The sequence below is a fragment of the Acidiphilium multivorum AIU301 genome (assembly GCF_000202835.1).
Lineage (GTDB): Bacteria > Pseudomonadota > Alphaproteobacteria > Acetobacterales > Acetobacteraceae > Acidiphilium > Acidiphilium multivorum.
Genome location: NC_015178.1, coordinates 150,005 through 173,004, shown reverse-complemented (window position 1 = coordinate 173,004; position 23,000 = coordinate 150,005). Strand labels below are relative to the sequence as shown.

Below are 23,000 nucleotides of genomic sequence, written 5' to 3'. Positions count from 1 at the left end.
GCCTCCACTTCATCCGGTGCCGCCGGAAAGATGGCGGATCACCTGATGACCATGACACTGCCGGGGTTCGAGCAGGATATGGCGGCGTATTATCAGCGCGGCATGACCGTCGAGGGCGGGCTTTGGCAGCCAGGCACGGCAGCGGCGGAAGATAACGCGGCGGCCACCGCGACGGACGCGGCCCGCCCAGGCACCATTCCCGAGCCCCGCCGGGATATGCACCCCACCGTTGCCGCCGCGCTGGGGATCGACACGTCGCGCCCGCTGACCCGTGACGAGATTGCCGAGCTGCTGGCGGGCAATCGAGCGGATGGCGAGAAGATCGCGGGCAAACAGTATCAGCGCGCGGTGACGCCGCTTGCCGAAGTGTTTGGGCTTGATCCGATGCGGTTGCCGACCCGCGCGGAACTGGAAAACCTCCTTGCCGGCAAACGGGCTGACGGATTTGATCTGCCGGCCGCGCCAGTCGAGGCGGCCCCCGCGATCACTCCGCAGACCGCAGCGCCAGAGGCTGTTGAGGCGCACGAGGCGGAGGATCGCGATGCGGCCCTTGCCGCCGAAGCGGCGGCGCTTGGCGAGCTGGGAAGTGCGGCCGATGGCCCGCCGCCCTGGCCGGAAGATTTTGTGCCGCCCCCGATGGAGGAGGTGGCCGGGTATGATCGGGATGCGGCGCTGGCGGCCGACTGGCAGGCGGATATTGCGCGGGGCGGTGAACCGGCGGTGCCGCCGCGTGGCCCGGCGGCCGAGGATCGGCCAGCGGAACCCCGGGCGATCGACGTTGCGGCGGCGCTTGATGCCGCCGGTGTGCCCTACCGGACCAGCGGCGGCCGGTTGCGCCTGCAAGCGACCTGGCGCGGAGTAGAAAGCTGGACGGTTTCGGTCAACGCCACAACGGGTCAATGGACCGACTTTGCCGCCAGCGAAGGCGGGCGGTTCGAGAGCCTGGTGCGCCGGCTGGGCGTCAAAGCCGAGGCGGTCGAGCTGGATCCCGAGGCGGCCAAGGCGGCGCGTACTGCCGAGATACGGCGCAACGTCTTTCGCAAGAGCATTGCCGGGAAGCTCTGGGATGAGGCGATTCCGGGCACTGGCGAGCTGCACGCTCCGAGCTTGCACGGGTCTGCGGGGCAGAAGTTGCAGCAGCGGACAGCGCATGCGGCGCGCGTGGACGAGGCCGCGGCCCTGCGGGCGTCAGCCCGGGCCTATCTCAGCGGGCGCGGCCTCGATGATGATTGGCTGATGAGCCATGTGCGGCTGGTCCGGCCGCATCCGAACTATGATGCGGCGGAAGTGGCGGCCGGTGCGGCGGTGGTGATGCTGACGCCGATGTTCGGCCAGGATGAGGATGGCCGGGTGCGGCTGACCGGCGTGCAGCGCACCTATCTGACCGAAGGCGGAGCAAAAATCGGCCGCCGGATGCTGGGGGCCTCGGGCGCCTGGCTGCTGCATCCGCCGGCTGGCGCAGCGGTGCCGATCGGTGGCCATGACCAGGCCCGGGTTGCCGGTGAAGGGTTCGAGACCGTCGCGAGTGTCGTGCAGGCAACGCGGCAGGCTGGTGTTGTTGGCTACAATGCGGGCGGCCTGGTGGCCTGGGCCGGGCAATTCAGCGGCTCGACGCCGGTTGTCCTGCTGGCCGATCGCGACAATGCCCGCCTCCACAATGGCCGTGATGTTGGCGAGGCCGGGCAGAAGGCGGCCGCCAAGGCCGCGGCCTTGATCGAGGCCAATGGCGGCGAGGCGGTCTATCTTGAACCGCCGGCTGATGTCGCGGGCGGGGCAAAGGGCGCCGATTGGGCCGATGCCTTGCGCGAAAGTGGCGCCGCCGGCTTGCGGCGGGCGCTGGCGACGGCCGAAGCGTCGAGCGCTGCCGACCGGGCGCGGATCGAGGCGAAGTTGTCATCCGCCTCTCCCGGCGCCGCGCCGGATGGCCCGTCCGCCCAGGAGACCGAACAAGGCCAGCCCGCGCCTCATCCCGAGCTTGTGCGGCTCTACAAGGCGCTGGAGGCCAAAGACGGGCGCGGCCTTTCCGAGACCGAGCGGGCCAACATCCTTGAGGGCAAGCGAGCGGATGGCACGGCGCTGGATGCGGCCGATTGGCGAAACGCGGTCAACCGCTCGAAAACCCCGATCGGCTACGTTGATTTTACCTTCTCGGCCGACAAGTCGGTGTCGCTGGCCTGGGCCTTCGCGCCGACCGAGGCGGAGCGCAACCAGCTGGCCCAGGCGCACAAGGATGCGGTGGCCGCGACCATGGCGGAGATCGAGCAGGTCATTGGCCAGGCCCGGAAGGGCAAAGGCGGCAAGGAAGGCACCGAGCAGGGCCGCATCGGGTGGATTACCTTTGACCACTACACGGCCCGGCCCACAATCGAAATCGCCCGGCAGACAGCGGATGGCCGCACGGAAACCGAGATCGTCTCCGTGAAGGTGGCCGGGGATCCGCAGCTTCATACCCATGTCGCGGTGCCGAATGTCATCGTCACCGAGAGCGGCCGGGTTGTGTCCCTGAATACGTTGCAGATGCACGGTCGCATCCATGAATGGGGGGCGATCTACCAGGCGCATCTTGCCCAGAATCTCCGGCGAGCCGGCGCGAGTATAGAGCTGGACCGAACCACCGGCGCGGCGCGGCTCAGCGCCGTGCCGGAGGAGATCCGGGCGGCGTTCAGTAAGCGGACCCGCGATGCCCTCTCCGACGCGAAAGCCTATGCTGCCTCGCTGGGGGCGGATTGGGACCGCATGACCGGCGATGAACGAATCAAGCTGCTGAAAGGCGGCGCCTTTGCGAGCCGCAGTGCCAAGGCCGATGATCTGAGCGATTTTGCGAGCTGGCGGCGCCAGGCGGAGGCACGCGGCTACCAGCACAAAAGCGTTCTGCAGAACGCGGCGCCAGCGGAGAAGATGACCGAAGCGGCCCGGCTGGATCGGGCCTATGAGGCGGCTTCGCGGGTGCTGGGCGAGCAGTTTGCCCGGCGGGCGGTCATCAAGGCCGAGGATGAGCGCGTTGCCGCAGCGCGTGGCCTGGTGGCGGCCGGCATCAAGGATGGCGGCGATGTTGATCAGGTGATCGCGCGGTTGCGGGCGCGCGGGGTTGTCGAAACCGGTGGTGCTGGCGGCAACGGTGAGTCCGCACGCACGCAGATCATCGCGGTCGAGACCGAGAGGGATGACCCGGAAAACCCGGATGTGACGATCACCACAACCAGGCTGACGACGCGCGCCCATGTCGAGCAGGAGAGCGCGCTGGTCGAGCTGGCGGGACAAGCTGGCCGCGATCGGCGCGGCACACTCAACCCGGTACAAATCAAGCGCGGGATCGAGGCGAGCGGGCTGAGTTTCACCGGCGCGCATGGCGCGGCACAGCGCCGGATGATCGATCATCTCGGCATGGGCGGCCGGTTCTCGGTGGGGATCGGGGCGGCCGGAGCTGGCAAGACCACGCTGTTGAAGCCGCTGGTGACGGCATGGCGCGAGCAGGGTGCGGACATTCACGGCATCAGCCTCGGCTGGCGCCAGGCGCGCGAGCTGCGCGAGGCCGGGCTGAATACCGACACCGACACCGAGGCCGGCGGGCGTGACACGATCGCGGCAGTCTCGGTGTTCATCAACCGGGTGGAGAGCGGCCGGCTGGACTTGTCCAGCCGCAGTGTCGTGGTGATCGATGAGCTGGGCACGATCGGCACGCGCCAGATGCTCGATCTGTTGCGGCTCCAGGAGCGGCACGGGTTCCGTATGGTGGCGATCGGTGATCCGAAGCAATGCCAGTCGATCGAGGCGGGCCAGGTGATCGGCCTTCTCGAAAAAGGGCTGGGCAAGGTGCCGTCGATTGAAAGCAGCGTGCGGCAGACCAACGAACGGGCGCGCGAAATCGCGGGCTTGCTGCGAAAAGGTGGCGCCGAAGCTGTTGGCAAGGCGCTGGACATGAAGCGGCAGGATGGCACGGCCGAGATCATCGCCGGCGGGCATGGCGAGGTGATCGCGCGAGCTGCCGCGCTCTGGGATGAGCGCCGGAAAGCGAATGTAGATCGGCCGCGCTTTACGATTTCGATCAGCACACCGACCAATCAGGACGCACGCGCGATCGGCGAGGCAATCCGGCAACGGCTGCTTGCCTCTGGCGAGCTGGGGCAGAGCCGCATGACGCTGGCGGCGATCGACAAGAACACCGGTGAGCACTACGCGCTGCCGATCGCGACGGGCGAAAAAATCCGGCTCTTCGCCCGCACCAATGCTGCGATGTTGGACGGCGGCAAGGGCGCGATCGGCGATAATGGCTCGATCCTCGAAATCACCAGCATCCGCGACGAAGGCCTGGTGCTGCGGAACGACCATGGCCGCGAGGGCTTTGTGAAGTGGGACACGCTGGCCGACAAGGAAACCGGCCGGATGCGGCTGGCCTACGGCTATGCCATGACCACCAACACCGCCCAGGGCATCACCACGACCGAGCATATCTTTGTGACACCTGGCGGCTCGCAGACCACGGACGGTTTCAAGACCTATGTCTCCGGGTCACGGCACCGGGAACGGGATTACTGGCTGACCTCGGAGGGGGCTGAGCGGCAGGAGATCGCGGGCCGCCGGCCGCTGGGCGATCCGCGCCCGATCCGCGAGCACGACATCTGGACGAATTGGACGCGGAATATCGCGCGTCAGCCTGAAAAGACCAATGCGCTCGATCTGGTGAAGATCGGCGAGGAGGCCCGCCGCAATGCGGCCCGCGCCTTCCTCAAAGGGCTGGCGGCCGACGAGAAGCGCGAGGCCGCAGGCTTGCCCTCTGACCTGTCCCAGCGTTTTGCGCGCACCCAAGCCCGGGCCGGCACGCAAAGCCGCTTGACCGAAACCATGGCGCGCGCTGTCGAGGATAAGGGCCAGGCGCTGGCCCGCATCGAGCGGGCGGCTCCGGCCGTGCGGGCAGCCGTGGCGGCGGGGTGGGAGCGGGCGCGGCCATTGATCGAGGCCGCGCATCGGAGTGCCCGGGCGCGGCTACAGAAAGCGCTGGAGGGGCATCGCCGCCAGGCGCAGCGCCAAGCCGAGGAACGTCCGGTTGAACAGGAAAGCCGCAAGCGTGGCCGCGGGCGGTAGGGTTTTGGATCCAATTCCTTGAGGAACTGCTGTCGTCCCTGCTGCTTTCTGGCACGGCCAATTCCATAACCGGTGCCAGGAATTCCACCCCGTTGCTCCGGGTCATTACAGGCAACAATGCTGCACTGCACAAAATATATAAGACGACTGCGTCCTGCCGCGCTATATCGGTCCTGTGCGAGGCACTGCCTCGCCTTTTTGGACGTTTCCTCCCTAAACTTGGCGGCCTCAATGGCCGCCATTTTTTTGCCCCTCCCCTTGGAGCCGCGCCGCGTAAGCAGACGCGCCTGCGACTGACTTGACCGGCGCCGGAAGACAGCGTCGCATGGGGTGATGGGGAACCATTTTATTGCCACTGCCCCTGCTCAGACACCCGATCGCGAGGTCCTCGCTGGCCTGGTTGAGCGGGTGACGTTCCACAATGTCGAGAACGGCTTTTGCGTGTTGCGGGTGAAAGCCCGGGGGCACCGTGATCTCGTTACAGTCATCGGGCATGCCGCGACGATCAGCGCTGGCGAGTGGCTGACGGCGAGCGGCGAGTGGGTGAACGACCGGGTTCATGGCCAGCAATTCCGGGCGCGGTTCCTGCGGACATCGGCGCCGACCACGGCCGAGGGGATCGAGCGCTATCTGGCCTCGGGCATGATCCGCGGCATCGGGCCGGTGTATGCGAAGAAACTGATCCGAGCCTTCGGCGAGACGGTGTTCGACGTGATCGAGGCAAAGCCCGAGCGCCTGCGCGAGGTGCCGGGTATCGGCGCGGTGCGGGCCGGGCGGATCGTCAATGCCTGGGCCGAGCAGAAGGTGGTGCGGGAGATCATGGTGTTCCTGCACAGCCATGGGGTGAGCACGGCCCGCGCCGTGCGGATCTTCAAGACCTACGGCGCCGACGCGGTGCAGGTGATGAGCGAGAACCCGTATCGTCTGGCGCGGGACATCAGGGGGATCGGTTTCCGGACAGCGGATGCGATCGCGGAGAAGCTTGGCATCGCCAGGGACGCGATGATCCGTGTGCGTGCTGGCATCGGTCATGCGCTGGCGACGGCAATGGATGATGGCCATTGTGGCCTACCGGCCGGCGAACTGGTCTCGCTCGCCGAAACGTTGCTCGAGGTGCCGGCGCCGCTGATCGGGACGGCACTCGACCTCGAACTGGCAGAGGGCACGGTGATCGCCGATCAGGTGGCGGGGACTGACTGTGTGTTCCTGGCCGGCTTGTATCGGGCGGAGCAGGGTATCGCCGAACGGCTGCGGATTGTTGCCTCTGGTGCAACGCCCTGGCCATCGATCGATGCGGACAAGGCGATCGGCTGGGTGGAAAGCCATCTCGGCATGAATCTGGCGACGAGCCAGAGTGAGGCGGTGCGGCTGGCGCTGACCGCGAAGCTGTTGGTGATCACCGGCGGACCGGGTGTCGGCAAGACCACGATCGTCCGGGCGATCCTGCGGATCCTCGCTGCGAAATCCGTCCGCATTCTGCTCGCCGCGCCGACCGGCCGGGCAGCCAAGCGCCTTGCCGAGACGACGGGGGGCGAGGCGAAGACGATCCACCGCCTGCTCGAGGTAGATCCTGCGAGCGGTAGTTTCCGCCGCGGCGTCGACCATCCTCTGGAATGCGACCTTCTGGTGATCGACGAGACCTCGATGGTGGACGTGCCGTTGATGCATGCGCTGACCAGGGCGATCCCCGACGAGGCAGCGCTGCTGGTGGTGGGAGATGTCGACCAGCTTCCCTCGGTGGGACCGGGGCAGGTGCTCGCCGATCTGATCGGGTCTGGCGCGGTACCGGTGGTGCGGCTGACGGAGATCTTCCGCCAGGCATCGGCGAGCCGGATCATCACCGTGGCGCATAGCGTCAATCGCGGGGAGATCCCCGATCTCGGCCGCGCTGATCCCGAGAGCGATTTCCATTTCGTGGCGGCCGACGAGCCGGAGACGGCGGTCGAGCGCATCGTGGAGCTGGTGAAGACGCGGATTCCGCACCGGTTTGGACTGGATCCGATCCGCGACATCCAGGTGCTCTGTCCGATGGCCCGGGGTGGGGTCGGCGCGCGGTCACTCAACATCACCCTGCAGGCGGCGCTGAACGGCGCGGCGGAACCGCGGGTCGAGCGATTCGGCTGGACCTATGCTCCCGGCGACAAGGTCATGCAGATCGAGAACGACTACGACCGGGAGGTCTACAACGGCGATATCGGCTTTATTGCCCGGGTCGATGCGGAGGCCGGGGAGGTTGGCGTCGGCTTCGATGGACGGGAGGTGGTCTACGGTCTCGGCGAGCTGGACGGGCTTGTGCCGGCCTATGCGGCGACGATCCACAAGTCCCAGGGCTCGGAATACCCTGCCGTCGTCATTCCGGTGCTGACCCAGCACTACGTGATGCTGCAGCGGAACCTGCTCTACACCGGCATCACGCGCGGCCGGCGGCTAGTCGTTCTGGTCGGCAGTCGGCGTGCTGTCGCCATCGCCGTGCGGAATGTCTCGGGGCGGCGCCGATGGTCGAAGCTCAGAGAGTGGCTGTCAGGATGAGGGGGCAGAAATGACGGTATCGCATTGTTTGATTGTCGCTGCTGCAGGGATATTCATAAGGCGCAGAAATACACGGCCGAATTGGACTGTGAGTTGCCGGCGACTTGCCGTGAAGTTCCATAATGCAGGTTCTGGTGCGGGCCACATTTCACGCCTGTAACCGCAGAAGAGGACACAAAAAACAGGCGGTGCTGCCACCGCCTGTCGAAAAGCATCGTTGCGGCTGATTACGCCGTGCGCGAGCGGCGACGGCGCAAGATCAGACCAAGTCCGACCAAGCCAGTACCGAGCAGCAACAGTGAGCCCGGTTCCGGAACCTTGACGTTCGAGAACGTCAGCTGTGCCGGGGCACCGTTTGCCTCGAGATACCAGAGATTATAGGTGCCTGGACCAACGCTGATGCTGTCAGGAACAGCGCTAGTGGGGTGGGCATAGTTAAAGAGGGCATTACCTGTGTTGGTTGCATTCCACAGGCTGAAACCATCATCATGCGTGACGGTGGCACTCAGCGTGTGGTTGAGGGTGAAAGTCAGGTCGAACAGCGTGGCCGAACCAAATCCCCCAGTGCTCAGTACCGTTGTGCCAGAATTGCCATTGTAATATTTGACGTTACTGAATCCGGTCAGATTATTGGTAAAGTCGTTGAGTGTATTTGTATTTTGGGAGTTGTCTTGCCAGTTCGGCAAACCCAGGAAATTCCCGGTAAAGAATGCGTTGGTGGCAGAGATTATCGGGTTGCTTGGCAGGGCCTGCTGATTAGAGCTGGCGCTACCGGAATTCGGCGTTTGCGCAGTCCATGCCTGAACCGAGAAATCGAGCGAGGGGGTCGCGTGGGCAACGCCTGAGCCCATCATCAATCCCCCTACGGCGCAGGCCGCGATCGTGGCAAATTTGAGAGACATGACAAATACATCCTTGTGTAATGGGGGGTTAGACAGTTTTTTCCCAGCAAGTTTCGGGCCATATCAATTTACCAAATAATTCCAATGACTTATTTTTCATTAAAAGAACCAGCACTCAGATGTGTAAAATTTTCTGACAGAATTTTATTTCAATCGGCCGCCAAGGTCTTTCAGATTGATATCTATGATCAGCGCGTCACGCGACCTCGGAGGCCACGCATGGTCTGATGCAGCGAACGGGATCTTGGGCCAGCCAAGCCTTTCCGATCAGTCTCAATGACCTTTTGCTCGCCGGCCTTGGCCCTTCCTGTACTTTCTGCCGCTTTGAATGCGGTCAGTTCAAACCTTGCCTATCCGGTTGACTCCCATACCTACTAGATCTAGTGTTGGGCATGGATGTCCTGGCCCGTGAAGACCTGCCGTTCCCGCAGTCTCTGCCGGAATTCCAGCGTATTTTCCCGAACGACGCGGCCTGTGCCGCCTATCTCGAAAGCGCCCGCTGGAATGGAGGGTTCGCCTGCCCAAGGTGCGGCGTCGTTGGCGAGCCGTTCCGTTTCGAGGCGCGCCCGGGCGTTCTGCGCTGCCGGGCCTGTCGCAAAGACGTAAGCCTGATGGCTGGGACCGTTATGGAACGCAGTCACACGCCGCTGTCGACTTGGTTCTGGGCGGCTTACTTGATCGCCAGCCAGACGCCCGGAATGTCGGCCGTCCAATTTCAGCGGCAACTCGGCCTGTCGCGCTACGAGACCGCCTTCGGCATCCTTCATAAGCTGCGCGCCGGGATGGTGCGCCCCGAGCGCGACAAGATTGGCGACACGCCGCAAGAACACGTCGAAGTGGATGAAACGTGGGTTGGAGGACGAACCCGAGGCGATGGACGGGGTGTCCATCACAAGGTTCTCGTCGCCTGTGCCGTGGAGGTGCGCCACCGGAAACCGGGAACCAAGCTCGACAATCGGAAAGACGGTCGCTACGCGGGACGCGTTCGTCTCGCTGTTGTCCCCGACCGTAGCGCCAATTCGCTCTGCGGATTCGTCGAAAACGCCGTTGCTCCCGGATCGCTGATCGTTACCGACGACTGGAGCGGCTATGCCGGTCTCGGAAGGCGCGGGTTCGACCACCATGCAATCGCCGAATGCGGCGACCCGGAGGTGGCAGAAGAATTCCTGCCGATCGTCCACTTGGTCTTTACCAACCTGAAGACCTGGATCAACGGCATCCATCACGGGGTCAGCGCCAAACATCTACAAGCCTACCTCAATGAATTCACGTTTCGGTTCAACCGGCGCCTCTATCCCTTCAACGCGTTCCGCTCGCTGCTCGGAATCGCGGGTAGGGCAGCCGCACCAACCTTTGACGAGCTTTATTCCGGGGAATGGACACACCCTACATTTAGTGGGTGTGGGTAACAACCGGATAGGCAAGGTTCAAACCTGTAGCTCTGCCCTCTGACTACAGCGTCGGGCGTTCCATTACTTATGACCAAACAACTCTAGATAGTGTCGGGATATTTTACATCTCTATCGTCTGAAAATTTATGCGCATTGATTTTGTTAGGTTATTTAGCTCGGCATAGAAATTGCCTGCTTAATTATGCGGCCAAAAATCGTTGTTCCGGCTTCACAAAGGGATGAACCGACCGCGTCAGTCAACGCCGGTATTTCGAAAGGAACGTTCCTTGCCTATCCGGTTGACTCCCATACCTACTAGATCTAGTGTTGGGCATGGATGTCCTGGCCCGTGAAGACCTGCCGTTCCCGCAGTCTCTGCCGGAATTCCAGCGTATTTTCCCGAACGACGCGGCCTGTGCCGCCTATCTCGAAAGCGCCCGCTGGAATGGAGGGTTCGCCTGCCCAAGGTGCGGCGTCGTTGGCGAGCCGTTCCGTTTCGAGGCGCGCCCGGGCGTTCTGCGCTGCCGGGCCTGTCGCAAAGACGTAAGCCTGATGGCTGGGACCGTTATGGAACGCAGTCACACGCCGCTGTCGACTTGGTTCTGGGCGGCTTACTTGATCGCCAGCCAGACGCCCGGAATGTCGGCCGTCCAATTTCAGCGGCAACTCGGCCTGTCGCGCTACGAGACCGCCTTCGGCATCCTTCATAAGCTGCGCGCCGGGATGGTGCGCCCCGAGCGCGACAAGATTGGCGACACGCCGCAAGAACACGTCGAAGTGGATGAAACGTGGGTTGGAGGACGAACCCGAGGCGATGGACGGGGTGTCCATCACAAGGTTCTCGTCGCCTGTGCCGTGGAGGTGCGCCACCGGAAACCGGGAACCAAGCTCGACAATCGGAAAGACGGTCGCTACGCGGGACGCGTTCGTCTCGCTGTTGTCCCCGACCGTAGCGCCAATTCGCTCTGCGGATTCGTCGAAAACGCCGTTGCTCCCGGATCGCTGATCGTTACCGACGACTGGAGCGGCTATGCCGGTCTCGGAAGGCGCGGGTTCGACCACCATGCAATCGCCGAATGCGGCGACCCGGAGGTGGCAGAAGAATTCCTGCCGATCGTCCACTTGGTCTTTACCAACCTGAAGACCTGGATCAACGGCATCCATCACGGGGTCAGCGCCAAACATCTACAAGCCTACCTCAATGAATTCACGTTTCGGTTCAACCGGCGCCTCTATCCCTTCAACGCGTTCCGCTCGCTGCTCGGAATCGCGGGTAGGGCAGCCGCACCAACCTTTGACGAGCTTTATTCCGGGGAATGGACACACCCTACATTTAGTGGGTGTGGGTAACAACCGGATAGGCAAGGAACGTTCTTCATGTTGAAGTTTCGCCATATTGCCAGCGCCATCGTCGTACTGGGGCTTACAACGGCCGGAGCGCACGCCAGCCTGATCGCCGATGGCATAACCTATACGCTGTCCGAATCAGCAACAGCCAATCCCTTAACGGATCAGTTCACCCTTAATATAGCGGGCATAAATGGCCCTTCCGATGCAGAGGGTGGGCGGTATGGTGTACAGTCTTTTGCTCTTAATCCCCCATCAAATTTCGCAAGTGCTGCAGCCCCATCGGGATTCACAGAATTATCGGGAGGATTGAACGCAAACGGCTGTAATGGAAAGGGAAACTTTTACTGCTTTGCGGCCGAAACAACACCACAAGGTCCGGCATTGCCAGCAGACAGCAGCATTAATTATACATTCTATGTTACATTATCATCTGGTTTATTTTCAGGGTACAGCCCAGATTTCAAGATTAACTGGGTTGGAACAAAAAATAACTATGATCTTGTATCAAAACCCCTGACACCGACACCAACACCAGTGCCAGAACCCGGCTCCCTTCTTCTACTTGGCACTGGCCTTATCGGCCTTGGTTTGGTCGGGCGGTTCAAACTCTCTAAACGATTCCTCTGATAGAGGTATGACTGCTACGGCTTAAGGGGAGGATTTCCAAAAATCAAGAATTTCGCACCACATCCTCCCCATAGGCCATAAGCGGGGGATTCAGATGCAGAAGTCCGGTGCGTAACTGTATGAGGATTTCGGGATTTTTTTTGCCAACGATCCTTCATCGGGACCGCCGCGCAGCACGTCCTTTATGCCCATATCGTCATCGATGATGCTGTCACTGGAGCGGCACTGCCAATCAACCATCTGCCGGATTGGTTAGATACAAGTCTTTATGTTCAGCAAGCAGCGAAAGGAGTTCCAGGCCGTTATTCTGGGGCGAGTTGACAGATCGCCCGACGGGCCATGCCTCGATCATCATATCCGGAGCCGGCCGGAGTAAAGCAGCCGGCTCCCCTGTCCTTTCGCCAAGCCAGAGCGGCCAATCGTCTGCATCGAGGATAACCGGCATGCGGTCATGCACTGGCGCGGCCATGGCATTGGCGGACGTGGTAATGATGGTGAAGGTGCGGAGCACTTTCCCCGTACCCGGCGTGACCCAGCTTTCCCAGAGGCCGGCGAAAGCCATCGTCGCGCGATCCGTGCGGGCAAAGGCGAACGGCCGCTTGCCGTCTGGCGTCACCTGCCACTCATACCAGGCGTCGACCGGCACCAGGCAGCGCCGGGACGCGAACGCCGGCTTGAACATCGGCGAGGTTGCCAAGGTCTCAGCACGTGCGTTGATCGGCCGGCGGGCCTCCTTGAGATCCTTGGTCCAGTGCGGCACCAGACCCCAGCTCAGGAGGTCGATGCGCCGCTCGCCGGTTTCAGGATGTCGGCGGACAACCAGCGCCCGCTGTGACGGGGCGATATTCCAGGACGGCCGTGCATCTGCCGGCGCTGAATTGACCGCCCCGAACAGCTTGCGGATCGCTTCAACCGGCTGGAAGGCTGCAAAACGTCCGCACATGGCGCCTCTTGCTCTCCTGAAATGTTCTCCATATGTTCTGACCGATGGAGGTGTACATGGGAAGCTACACAGGCGGGAATACCACAGGTTTCGTCAGCCCCGCAGGTGATAGCCTGGAGGGACCGATCGATCTGTCCGAGATCCTCGATCTCCGCCGGCCCAGCCGCTACCCCGTGCGCGTAGCCGGCGATGCGCTGACCAGCCGCGGCATCTTCTCCGGCGATATCCTGATCGCCGATGCCGCCACACCGCCGGCGCCCGGCAAGGTCGCGGTGGTGATGCTGGCCGGCGACGTGCTGGTCGCGCAGCTCGCCTGGCGCAACGGGCAGTGGCAACTGCTCTCCGGCCGCGCCGGCACCGAGCCCCTCCCCGTCGAGGGCGATGACGCCGAAATCTGGGCGGTGATCACCGGCCTGGTGCGAACTCAGGTCTGATCGCAATGCCGACTTTCGGGCTAATCGACGGCAATTCCTTCTATTGCTCAGCCGAGCAGGCGTTTGCGCCGGAACTGCGCTCCCGCCCGCTTGTGGTGCTGTCCAACAATGACGGCTGCGCCATCGCCCGAACGCCGGAGGCCAAGGCGCTCGGGATCAAGATGGGCGAGCCCTGGCACCTGTTCCGCAAGCGCCCGGAGAGCAGGGCCGTCGAATGGCGGTCGAGCAACTACGCCCTTTACGGCGACATGAGCCGCCGGGTCTACGACGTGCTCACTGAACGGGTGCCGCAGGTTGAGCCCTATTCGATCGACGAGATGTTCCTCGATCTCGATGGTATCCCCGATCTCGACCGGTTCTGTCGCGATCTCCGGCGCGATGTCCGACAGATCGCCAAGATCCCCACCTGTGTCGGGATCGGCCCGACCAAGACGATCGCCAAGCTCGCCAACAAGATCGCGAAAAAGGAGACGGCGCTCGGTGGCGTGTGCGACCTACGCGATCCGGAGCTCCGGGCGCGGCACTACGAACGGCTGCCTATCGCCGAGGTCTGGGGCATCGGCGGCCAGGTCGGGGCAAAACTCGCCGCGGCGGGGATCACCACGATCGCGGATTTCGTGCGGGCGGATCCGCGCGCGGTGCGCGACATGCTGACCGTCACCGGCGCTAGGGTACAGACAGAGTTGAGGGGCGCCTCCTGCCTGCCGCTATCGCTAATGGCGCCAACACGGAAGGGAATCGCGGTAAGCCGCAGCTTCGGACACATGATCGACAGGCCGGCTGAACTGCGCGAGGCCATCTGTACCTTCGCCGCGCGCGCGGCGGAGAAGCTCCGCGCCGAGGGGCTTGAGGCGGGCCAGATCACGGTCTTCACCCATACCAACCCCCATAACGGTGACCCGTGGTATTCGGCGCAGCGCCAGGGCAAGATCGAGCCCACGGCCGATACCGGTCTGTTGATCGGCGAGGCGATCAGGCTGTTGCGGGCCGTCTGGCATCCTGGATACCGGTATTTCAAGGCGGGGGTGATGTTGCAGGATCTGGCGCCGGCGCGGCGCCAGGCCGTTCTGTTCGCCAGCTTCGACCGTGACCAATCGGCCGCCGCAATGAAAGCTATGGATGCGATCAACGCCCGGTTCGGGCGCGGAACCCTGCGGATCGCTTCGACGGCCACATCCCCATCATGGGGCGCACGCCGGCAAAATCTCTCCCCCCGATACACGACGCAAGCCGGGGAAATGCTGGTCGCGAATTCGTTTTAACGTGGGCTTCATTTATGTCCGGTTTGGGTGGGAAGCGAACTGTCCGCTGTTGTTTCCCAGCTTCAACAAGCGGCCGCTCGAGTTAACTCAATCGCTTCAGATGCCCTCTTTTGTGAACGAATCGTCGTAAGCGAAGCCCAACTTTGAGTTCTGTTGCGAGAAGGATCGTGCCTCGCCGGAGGCTACGTGTGTGAGCTTGCGGATGACGTCGAGCAGAACATTGGCCCCGGCCTGCAGATCGGCAGCTTGTGTGTGCTCCCGCGGATTGTGGCTGATGCCCTTGAGGCTGGGCACGAAGATCATTGCGGCGGGGCAGAGGCGGGCGATCATCTGCGCGTCGTGTCCGGCTCCTGACGTCATGCGGCGGGAGCGTAGGCCATTCTCGGCGGCCGCGGCTTCAATGGCCGCGACGATGGCCGGGTCGAAGGTCACCGGGTCGAACTGGGCGAGACGTTCGACGACGACAGTGACCCCTTCGGCGTCGGCCAGACTTTCGAGGTATCGCGCGAGGGTCGCCTCTGCCGCGCGCAGGCGATCCTCGTCGGGGTCGCGTAGGTCGACAGTGAACACGGCCCGGGACGGGATGACGTTGATGGCGTTCGGCTCGAACGCCATGCAGCCCACCGTCGCGACGGTCGGGGCGTTGGTTTGCGAGATCAGGTCGCGTAGGAAAGTCACAACCCGTGCGGCGGCTTGTCCGGCGTCGCGGCGCATCGCCATCGGCGTGGTGCCGGCATGATTCGCCACGCCGTCGATCGTCACGCGCTGCCAGGAGATGCCCTGCAGGTTCTCGACGGCGCCGATCGCAACACCTTCGCGGTCCAGAATCGGCCCCTGCTCGATGTGCAGCTCCAGATAGGCATGCGGGCGCAGGAAGCCGGGCTCGTGCGGGCCGGCATAGCCGATGCGGGCGAGTTCCTCGCCCAACACCGTGCCATCGGTGCCGACGGTGGCAAGCGCCTCGGCCACGCCGAGGCCGCCGGCATAGACGAGGGACCCCATCATGTCCGGGGCGTAGCGCACGCCCTCTTCGTTGGTGAAGGCCGCGATCACGACAGGCCGGTCCGGCTTCACGCCGGCCTCCCTCAACGTTTGGACCACCTCTAGCCCACCCACCACGCCGTAGCATCCGTCGTAGATTCCGGCGTCGATGACCGTGTCGATGTGCGAGCCCAGCATGAGCGGCGCGGAATTGGCGTCACCGGCGTGCCAGATGCCGAACAGGTTGCCGATGCGGTCGACCATGACCTCCAGCCCGGCGTCGTGCATCCAGCCCACCACGGCGTCGCGGCCGGCGCGGTCGCTGTCCGAGGCGGCGAGGCGGGTGAGCCGTCCCTCGTCGCGGCCAATGTTACCGAGCGTGCGGAGGCGGCCGAGCAAGCGTTCGGCGTTGATGCGGGGGCCGGTCACGGCTGCGTCGGCCGGGTCGCGAGCCGGTCGCGGACGATCTGGACAAAGAAGCCCGTTCCTGTCGGCAGCGCGTCGTCGTTGAAGTCGAATTCGGGGTGGTGGGCTGGGACGGAGCCCTCGCCGTTGCCGATGAAGGCGTAGCAACCCGGCGCGTGCTGCAGGAAGCGGGCGAAGTCCTCAGACCCGGTGCCTGGTTGATCGGCTAGTGTAACGTTCTCCTCGCCCAGCACGGTGCGGGCGGCCGCGAGCGCCGCCGCGGTCGCGACGGGATCGTTGACGGTCGGCACGAACTCGCGCGTGTAGGTCACGTCGCAGCCTACGTCGTAGCTAGCGGCGGTGCCCGTGGCGATGCGGCGCAGTTCCGCCTCGATCGTCTCGCTCACCACCGTTTGGAAGCTCCGCGCGTCGCCCAGGATGCGGGCCGTGCTGGGCAGGGCGTTGCGTGTGCCGTCGGTCAGCAGCTCGGTCACGGACACCACGGCCGAGTCGGTCGGCGCCACACGGCGGGATACGATCGTCTGGAGGTTGACCACGAGCGCGCAGGCGGCGACGAGCACCTCGCGACCGTCTTGCGGGCGCGAGGCATGGCCCCCCATGCCGCGCAGGACGATCTCAAAATTGTCCTCGGCCGACATGGTTGTCCCTACGCGGGCCTGGAACTTGCCAACCGGCAGGCCCGCCTTGTTGTGGAGCGCGTAGATCTCCTCGAATGGGAACCGTTCGGTGAGCCCGTCGGCGAGCATGGCGAGCGCGCCCTTGCCCCATTCCTCGGCTGGTTGGAACACGAAACGGACGGAGCCGTCGAAGCCGCCTTCGGCGGCGAGTAGCTTGGCTGCGCCGAGTAGCATCGTGGTGTGCCCGTCATGGCCGCAGGCGTGCATCACGCCGGGCACCTGCGACCGATAGGCGAGGTCTGACTTCTCCTCGATGCGCAGCGCATCCATGTCGGCACGCAAGGCGATGGCGCGGTTGCCGCTACCCCGGGTAAGCGTAGCGACTACGCCGGTGCCGCCGACGCCTTCGACGATGTCGGTGATGCCGAAGGAACGCAGACGCTCTGCCACCAGGCGGCTCGTCCGCCGTTCCTCGAAGCCGAATTCCGGGTGGGCGTGAAAGTCGCGGCGCCAGGCGCGGAGTTCGGCCCAGAAGGCGTCGTCGGTCATCATGCCGGCACCCCTTCGGTGACGAGGATCAGCACCCTGGCATCCGCCGGGAGGCCGGGCCGTGCGAGGGCGCCCGCCAGGCTTGCGGCGCCGGAAGACGTCGTCGCTGGGCCGCCGCAGTCGCGCAGGAGGAGCGGGGCCTCGTCGAGGGTGGCTTCAGAGACGGTGATCGCTTCCACGCGGTGCCGTCGCAGGGTTTCGAGTGCGGGGGCGCTGGCCTCGCCGCAGGACAGCATTTCCGCGGTCGTCTCCAGGTCACCTTGGACACGGATGATCGTGCCTGCGGTAAGAGCGGCGGCCACGGCGGGCGCAGTCTCGGGCTCGACGACGATGATCCGGCCCGGTGCCGCAAGCCAGTCGCCCAGGCCTTTGGCCATGACGGCGGCGAGGCCGCCGACGCCAGCCTGGACGAACAGGTGCGTGGGCCGCGCGTGACCGGCGGCTTCCACCTGGGCGCGGATTTCGGCGGCCATGACGCCGTAGCCCGCCATCACGTCGCGCACCACCGGGTCGTTCGGATCGTCCGTGGTGTCGGCCACGAGAATCCCAACCTCGTTACGGGCCGCCTCGGCAGCTTCGTGCACCGCGTCGTCGTAGGTGCCCTGGACCCAGATCACCTCGGCGCCTTGCGCCTCGATCCGCTTGGCACGGGATTGGGGTACGCTGCTGTGCAGGTAGACGCGGGCGCTAGCCCCGGCGAAGCGCGCTGCGGCCGCGACCGCCAGGCCATGGTTGCCGTCGCTGGCGCAGACCAGGGTAGGCTGCCCGCCCGGACGTGTGGCGATCAGCGCGGCGATGTCCGTGTTCGCAGCACGCGCCAGTGCGCGAAGCCCGGCATAGGTGCCACCGAGCGACTTGAAGCTGCCGAGCATGCGGCACCCTTCGTCTTTCGCCAGCACCTGGGCGACGCCCAGCCTTCTGGCCAAGGCAGGCAGCTCGAGTAGCGGCGTCGGCGCGTAATCCGGCGAGAGGCGGGCGAGATCCGAGGCAATGCCGGAGGTGCGGGGAGTTTCGGTTGTTGCGTTCATAACCATAATCATGCCCGTTTTCATCTAACGGTTGGCGCCTAAATTCAGGCGTGATAAGACGGATATCGTCATTTTTGGACGCGTAGCCGATGGAAACCGTCGATCTCGATCAGTTCGATCGGGCTTTGCTTTCGAAGCTCCAGGTCAACAATCAGACCTCGGCCAGGGTGCTGGCCGACCAAGTCGGGCTTTCCGAGAGTGCGGTTTTGCGTCGGTTGCGGCGCTTGCGTCGAAGCGGCGTGATTGTTGCCGATGTATCCATTGTGCACCCTGCGGTGCTCGGAACGCCCCTGACCATCCACGTGCTGGTTTCACTCGAACGCGAGGGCATCGCTGCTCTCGACGCCTTCGAGGCGAAACTGCGGGGGCGCGATGAGGTCAAATGCGCCTGGTATGCGACCGGTGAAGCCGACTTCGTGCTTTTGCTCCAAGTCAGCGGCGTGGGCGCTTACGAGAGGTTCGCCCGCGACGTGTTCCATAATGATCCGAACGTCAAGGGATTCCAAACCATAATCGCCCTTCGAGAGATTGCCGGCCTGAGCAATCGGAGCTTGTCCGTCTGCGGTGTTTAGCCGTTCGTGTAGCCGAAGTGGTAAACGGCTGCTTTCGGCAACGCTTACTCGGCTCGCGAACGACATTCTTGGATCGTGTGCAGATATTCAATTTGGCACTTCCCTACCCGTCTTGCCCGCCCCTGGGTTAAGTTGCGTTGACGGCAAAGCGGTTCTCGCCCACACGTGCGGCCATCTCAGGCCGCCGAAAATAAATGGCCCGGCCGCAGCGCAGCGGCCGGCCGGATTTTGGGAAGATGATCTGCTCATCATCCCTCATGTCGTGCATGATTTCCTCGGCCCGGATGAGTTGGCGTTTCAGCTCATGATAGGTTTTGGTCTGGCCGGTCGAGCGCGTGCCTGCTTCCAGGCCCTTTGCCGAGTTGCCGGTGTTCGAGCCTTCCGACCAGGCCAGCACGCCATATTCGCCGATCGCCGCAGCCAGCTCCTCGGCAACGGCCTTGGTTTTGACGCCGGCGAAGCCATACCAGCTGACCGATTCAAACCACTTGGCCGGGCCGTTCTGGCCGAACAGCTCGCGAAGCTGGCCGATCGACTGATAAAACGGAAACAGCGTGATCTTGTATTTCCGGGCGCAGTCGCGGGCGGTTTCGAGGATTTTCATGGGGCCAAGCCGGGCGGCCTCATCGAGCAGGAACAACACGCGGCCTTCGATCACGCCATCCGCTTCATAGGCCGCGTTCAGCAGCGCGCCGGTGATGACGCGGGCGACGGCCGGGGTGGCATCGAGCGCCTTGAGGGGAATGTTGATGAAAACCGTGGTCTTGCCGAGCGTCAGCTCAGCGCAACGGAACGCATTGCCGGAGACGAGATCCGCATAGGCGGCGGTTGAAAGCCAGGCCGTGTCCTGGGTGGCGTTCTTGTAGATGCCGCTAAAGGTCTCATCCACAATGTCCTTCAAGCTACCGGCCAGATCGCGGGCGAGGCGGCTTTGCGAGTTCTTGTGAATATGGGCCAAGACGTTCCGCAGCTCCTTTTCGGGCGTAACGATGGCCGCGCGGACGGCGCGCAAGGTCTTTTCGTGCGGTTCCAGGTGTTCGTCCCAGAGCATATGCGCGAGCAGCGCCGTCACCAGCTCCTTGCCGCTGTTCTTGAAGAAGGAGGCGTTTTCATCGCCGCCTGCTTTGGTATCGCCGCAAACCCACTCAACCACGGCCTGAACATCGATTTCCGCGAGGGGGGAGGAGACATCGACCCAGTCGAGCACATTGAACCCGACTTCGCGGGCCGTGCGGGGATCGAGCATATAGACCTTGTGGCCCATGTCCTCACGCGCCTGGCGCAACATCGGCCCCAGCTCCACCGAGGGGTCAAGGACAATGGCCGAGCCGGTCCATGTCAGCAGCGTGGAGACGGCCGTCGTCGTCTTGTAGCCGCCCGATCCGGCGAACATCATGCAATGGGTCGAGCCAATCTCGCATGGATCGATCAGCAGGGGCGCCTTGCCCCCCTGCCCCCAGGTTGAACGATCCTTCGGCCTGAACGGCATACTGGCAACGCTGTCGCGGTGAACCTCATACGCTTCGCCCACGACAAGCCCGCCATATTCCGGGGCTGGCCCCGGGAACCTGGCGCGGGCCTCCTCCATCGTCATCCAGCGGGCATGACCATGGTTGTCGGTTGGGGCACGGATCGGCGCATCGACGGGCTTTGTCGGGGCGTGATCGCGGCGCAGTGACCAGCCGGTGACGCGCCGGCCGCGCACAAGCTGAACGACCCCGGCGAGGAAGGGGATCGCGAAGGCCGGCACGCCGCTGATGACCAGCCAGACCCGTACAGTAGGATCTCCGCTGGCCTCGAAAAGATAGAGCCACCATTGCCAGAACGGATGCCGGAAATGCCAGAACAGTCCGGTTCCAATGAGGAAGATCATCGTGGCGAGGACGGAGAAGAACACCAGGCCGAGCACCAGCCCAACGAGGAGCCGCATCACGCCGCGCCAGGTCATCAGGCGGCCCGCAAGAGGGCGGCGGCTGTTTCGCCGCGCCTGGTCGCGTCCGGGCCAAACCAGACCTTGCCGATCCGGTAGGTGGTGCCGGAAGTCTCGAACGGGATGATGAGATCGACAGCCGCCGCAAGCAGATCGCAAAGCGTGGCGTCATCGAAGCTAGCGCCCTTCGGGGATCCCTTGATGAGCGAAAACAGCTTCTTGAACGCCTGGGCCGGGTTGGCGCCGTGAATGGTGGTGATCGAGCCCGGATGCCCGGAAACCACCTCGTTCACATAGGTCCATGCCGCATCGTCGCGGAGCTCTTGCAGGAGCACCCGATCTGGCCGCATGCGCAGGCTGGCCTGCAGCAGCGCCTCGGCGTCGATTTTCGCGGTGGAGAGGCCGTCTTTCGAGTAGAGCAGCCGGACATGATTCGGTTGCGGGATCACAAGCTCCGCCGTGTCCTCGATCGTGATGATCCGCTCTGCCATGGGGATCGCCGAGATCAGCGTTTTGCTCATCGTGGTTTTGCCGGAGCCGGTGGCGCCACAGAGCAGGATGGTCATGCGGCAGCGCACGGCCGCCGCAAGGAAGCCCTCAAGATCGCCGGAATCGTAGTAGTCCAGGGCTTCCGCGAAATTCCGGGTGTCCCGGTTTTCCGCCCAACTGTTCCATCCGTCCGACTGATACCTGGAGGTGACGGAGGAGAGCGGCGCGACCGTCGAGCCCGGCCGGCGGATTGTCAGGCTGACCGTACCGGTGGGCACGGCCGGCGGCAGGCAGATTTGCAGCCGTTCGCCGCCTGGCAGTTCGGTGGAGCAAAGCGGCGAGGTAGGGCCGACATCCTGACGGCGCAGCGCGCCGGCGAGCACGGCAATATCCTCCAGCGCCGAGCGATCGAGGGGCACCTTGAACCGCTCAAAAACGCCGCGCTGGCGCACCCAGCACTCGCCGGGCCGGTTGATGCACAGCTCCTCAGTGGCCCCATCGTTCAGCCAGGGTTGCAGCGGGGCGAGCAGGAAGCGGAGCAGCGGCGCGGCCGGGCTTTCCGCCACGAGGTCATCGGAAAAATCGGTGCCGTTCATAATTCCCCCCGCTTTTTAGCCCTGATGACCATGGCCGAGTGCCAGATTTTAAGCTGAAGTTTTTACTTCAGAATAACCTGAACATGGCGGATTTCCTTGCGTAGCGCTGTTTTTCTGTATTCTGTTTGTGTCCATACATGGGGCTTGCGGCGCGTCTCGGTATGTGATTATGGGATGGCCCGCCCCTCTCGTGGCGATCTGGTAGGATCGCCGCTGGTTTGGAGAGAGGAGCAGACCGATGGATATCATGATTCTCGGCATCGATCTTGGGAAGAACTCTTGCAGCGTGGTGGGCATGGACGCCGCCGGCCGGGTTGTTTTGAGGCGGAGACTTCGGCGGGGAACGTTGGAAAGTTTCGTTGGCGAGCTTGGGTCGTGCATTGTGGCAATGGAAGCATGTTGCGGCGCTCATCACCTCGGGCGGATTTTCGCCGCGCGGGGCCACGAGGTGCGGCTGATGTCGCCGGAATATGTCCGTCCGTACGTGAAGGCGCAGAAGAACGATGATCTCGACGCGGAGGCGATCGCAGAGGCTGCGACGCGGCCAACGATGCGTTTCGTGCCTGTGAAGAGCCAGGACCAATCTGATCTCCAGGCTTTGCACCGAGCCCGGGAGCGCCTCGTCTCGGAACGGACGGCGCTGATCAATCACTTGCGGGCGTTGCTGCTGGAGCGAGGGATCGTCGTTCCGCAAGGCCGGAGGAAACTGGAAGCCGAGCTTGAGACATTGGCCGAAGATGGCGGTTTTGCCGCGTTGAGCCCGCGCATCCGGACGTTGATCGAAGATCTTCGGGCGGAATGGCGTTCACTCGACCAGAGGATCACCGGCTTCGACGCCGAGTTCGTTCAGTTGGCTCGTGACGACGTGGCTGTGCGACGTTTGACCAAAATCCCAGGAATTGGAACGATAAACGCTACGGCGCTGGCGGCGGCGGTCGGCGAGGCGCATGCATTCAAACGTGGGCGGGACATGGCGGCGTGGCTGGGGCTCGTTCCACGGCAAATGACAACGGGTGGAAAACCGCGCCTGCTCGGCATCAGCAAACGCGGCAATCGTTATTTGCGGAAGAACTTGATCCATGGCGCACGAGCGGCGCTGCCTTATCTTGTCGAACGCGATACGCCGTTGGGCCGCTGGGCGCGGGGATTGCTCGATCGAGCGCATAAGAACGTGGTCGTAGTCGCGCTGGCCGCGAAGCTGGCTCGGATTGCATGGGCCGTTTTGGCGCACGGTTGCGATTACGACGCCCAATTCGAAGCGGCGGCTGCGGCCGCATGACGGAATCGCCCGA

Annotated in this window: 17 protein-coding genes; 9 read left to right on the top strand and 8 right to left on the bottom strand. The window is 63.8% G+C overall.

All coding sequences use genetic code 11. The features are described from left to right. Positions 1–9 precede the first annotated feature (9 nt). A complete protein-coding gene (locus tag ACMV_RS21640) occupies positions 10–843 on the bottom strand; it encodes a hypothetical protein (RefSeq protein WP_231844533.1) in 834 nt (277 codons plus the stop codon). On the opposite strand from ACMV_RS21640, the gene mobF reads away from it, so the two are divergent. Continuing rightward, positions 805–5,082: a MobF family relaxase gene (mobF, locus tag ACMV_RS17935; protein ID WP_231844532.1), complete on the top strand. Its 4,278-nt coding sequence runs from the start codon at positions 805–807 to the stop codon at positions 5,080–5,082. The two genes, ACMV_RS21640 and mobF, sit on opposite strands and share 39 nt — an antisense overlap. Before the next feature lie 333 nt (positions 5,083–5,415). Continuing rightward, positions 5,416–7,611, top strand: coding sequence for an SF1B family DNA helicase RecD2 (gene recD2 / locus ACMV_RS17930; RefSeq protein WP_011930806.1), 2,196 nt, complete (start codon positions 5,416–5,418; stop codon positions 7,609–7,611). 227 nt (positions 7,612–7,838) lie between these two features. Here recD2 and ACMV_RS20215 read toward each other — a convergent pair whose 3' ends face one another. Beyond that, positions 7,839–8,513, bottom strand: coding sequence for a PEP-CTERM sorting domain-containing protein (locus ACMV_RS20215; RefSeq protein WP_013634986.1), 675 nt, complete (start codon positions 8,511–8,513; stop codon positions 7,839–7,841). A 392-nt stretch (positions 8,514–8,905) separates the two neighbouring features. On the opposite strand from ACMV_RS20215, the gene ACMV_RS17925 reads away from it, so the two are divergent. The 3 genes from ACMV_RS17925 to ACMV_RS20210 all read left to right on the top strand — a co-directional run bounded on the left by ACMV_RS17925 (position 8,906) and on the right by ACMV_RS20210 (position 11,881). Beyond that, the gene (locus ACMV_RS17925) at positions 8,906–9,922 is read left to right on the top strand and encodes an IS1595-like element ISAcr1 family transposase (protein WP_007421341.1); all 1,017 of its coding nucleotides are present in this window, start codon (positions 8,906–8,908) and stop codon (positions 9,920–9,922) included. A 315-nt stretch (positions 9,923–10,237) separates the two neighbouring features. Then, positions 10,238–11,254, top strand: a complete 1,017-nt coding sequence (locus tag ACMV_RS17920; RefSeq protein WP_007421341.1) for an IS1595-like element ISAcr1 family transposase — start codon at positions 10,238–10,240, stop codon at positions 11,252–11,254. A 27-nt stretch (positions 11,255–11,281) separates the two neighbouring features. Then, positions 11,282–11,881 carry a PEP-CTERM sorting domain-containing protein gene (locus ACMV_RS20210; protein ID WP_013634985.1) on the top strand — a complete coding sequence of 200 codons (600 nt, stop codon included), beginning with the start codon at positions 11,282–11,284 and terminating at the stop codon, positions 11,879–11,881. Between the two features lie 232 nt (positions 11,882–12,113). Here the strand turns inward: ACMV_RS20210 and ACMV_RS17915 are convergent, their stop codons facing one another. Continuing rightward, a complete protein-coding gene (locus ACMV_RS17915; protein WP_011930804.1) occupies positions 12,114–12,824 on the bottom strand; it encodes an SOS response-associated peptidase in 711 nt (236 codons plus the stop codon). Positions 12,825–12,880: 56 nt separating this feature from the next. On the opposite strand from ACMV_RS17915, the gene ACMV_RS17910 reads away from it, so the two are divergent. Together ACMV_RS17910 and ACMV_RS17905 are read left to right on the top strand one after the other, a co-directional pair. Next, positions 12,881–13,258, top strand: a complete 378-nt coding sequence (locus tag ACMV_RS17910) for a LexA family protein (RefSeq protein WP_041665724.1) — start codon at positions 12,881–12,883, stop codon at positions 13,256–13,258. Between the two features lie 5 nt (positions 13,259–13,263). Continuing rightward, positions 13,264–14,520 carry a Y-family DNA polymerase gene (locus ACMV_RS17905; RefSeq protein ID WP_011930802.1) on the top strand — a complete coding sequence of 419 codons (1,257 nt, stop codon included), beginning with the start codon at positions 13,264–13,266 and terminating at the stop codon, positions 14,518–14,520. Positions 14,521–14,616: 96 nt separating this feature from the next. On the opposite strand, the gene ACMV_RS17900 is transcribed toward ACMV_RS17905, so the two are convergent. The 3 genes from ACMV_RS17900 to ACMV_RS17890 are packed head-to-tail and all read right to left on the bottom strand — an operon-like array spanning position 14,617 to position 18,133. Beyond that, complete coding sequence (locus tag ACMV_RS17900) at positions 14,617–15,930, bottom strand: Zn-dependent hydrolase (protein ID WP_011930801.1); 1,314 nt, start codon at positions 15,928–15,930, stop codon at positions 14,617–14,619. Beyond that, on the bottom strand, positions 15,927–17,096 hold the full coding sequence (locus ACMV_RS17895) for an amidohydrolase (RefSeq protein WP_011930800.1): 1,170 nt from the start codon (positions 17,094–17,096) through the stop codon (positions 15,927–15,929). The genes ACMV_RS17900 and ACMV_RS17895 overlap by 4 nt, the downstream gene beginning before the upstream one ends. Beyond that, complete coding sequence (locus ACMV_RS17890) at positions 17,093–18,133, bottom strand: pyridoxal-phosphate dependent enzyme (RefSeq protein WP_231295221.1); 1,041 nt, start codon at positions 18,131–18,133, stop codon at positions 17,093–17,095. The genes ACMV_RS17895 and ACMV_RS17890 overlap by 4 nt, the downstream gene beginning before the upstream one ends. A gap of 77 nt (positions 18,134–18,210) precedes the next feature. Here ACMV_RS17890 and ACMV_RS17885 point away from each other — a divergent pair, with 77 nt between their 5' ends. Next, positions 18,211–18,693 carry an Lrp/AsnC family transcriptional regulator gene (locus ACMV_RS17885; RefSeq protein ID WP_011930798.1) on the top strand — a complete coding sequence of 161 codons (483 nt, stop codon included), beginning with the start codon at positions 18,211–18,213 and terminating at the stop codon, positions 18,691–18,693. Between the two features lie 127 nt (positions 18,694–18,820). On the opposite strand, the gene ACMV_RS17880 is transcribed toward ACMV_RS17885, so the two are convergent. Next, on the bottom strand, positions 18,821–20,641 hold the full coding sequence (locus ACMV_RS17880; RefSeq protein ID WP_011930797.1) for a type IV secretory system conjugative DNA transfer family protein: 1,821 nt from the start codon (positions 20,639–20,641) through the stop codon (positions 18,821–18,823). Further along, the gene (virB11, locus tag ACMV_RS17875; RefSeq protein ID WP_011930796.1) at positions 20,641–21,708 is read right to left on the bottom strand and encodes a P-type DNA transfer ATPase VirB11; all 1,068 of its coding nucleotides are present in this window, start codon (positions 21,706–21,708) and stop codon (positions 20,641–20,643) included. Before virB11 ends, ACMV_RS17880 begins: the two co-directional genes overlap by 1 nt. A 238-nt stretch (positions 21,709–21,946) precedes the next feature. Here virB11 and ACMV_RS17870 point away from each other — a divergent pair, with 238 nt between their 5' ends. After that, complete coding sequence (locus tag ACMV_RS17870; protein WP_011930570.1) at positions 21,947–22,987, top strand: IS110 family RNA-guided transposase; 1,041 nt, start codon at positions 21,947–21,949, stop codon at positions 22,985–22,987. The last annotated feature ends 13 nt before the right edge of the window (positions 22,988–23,000 follow it).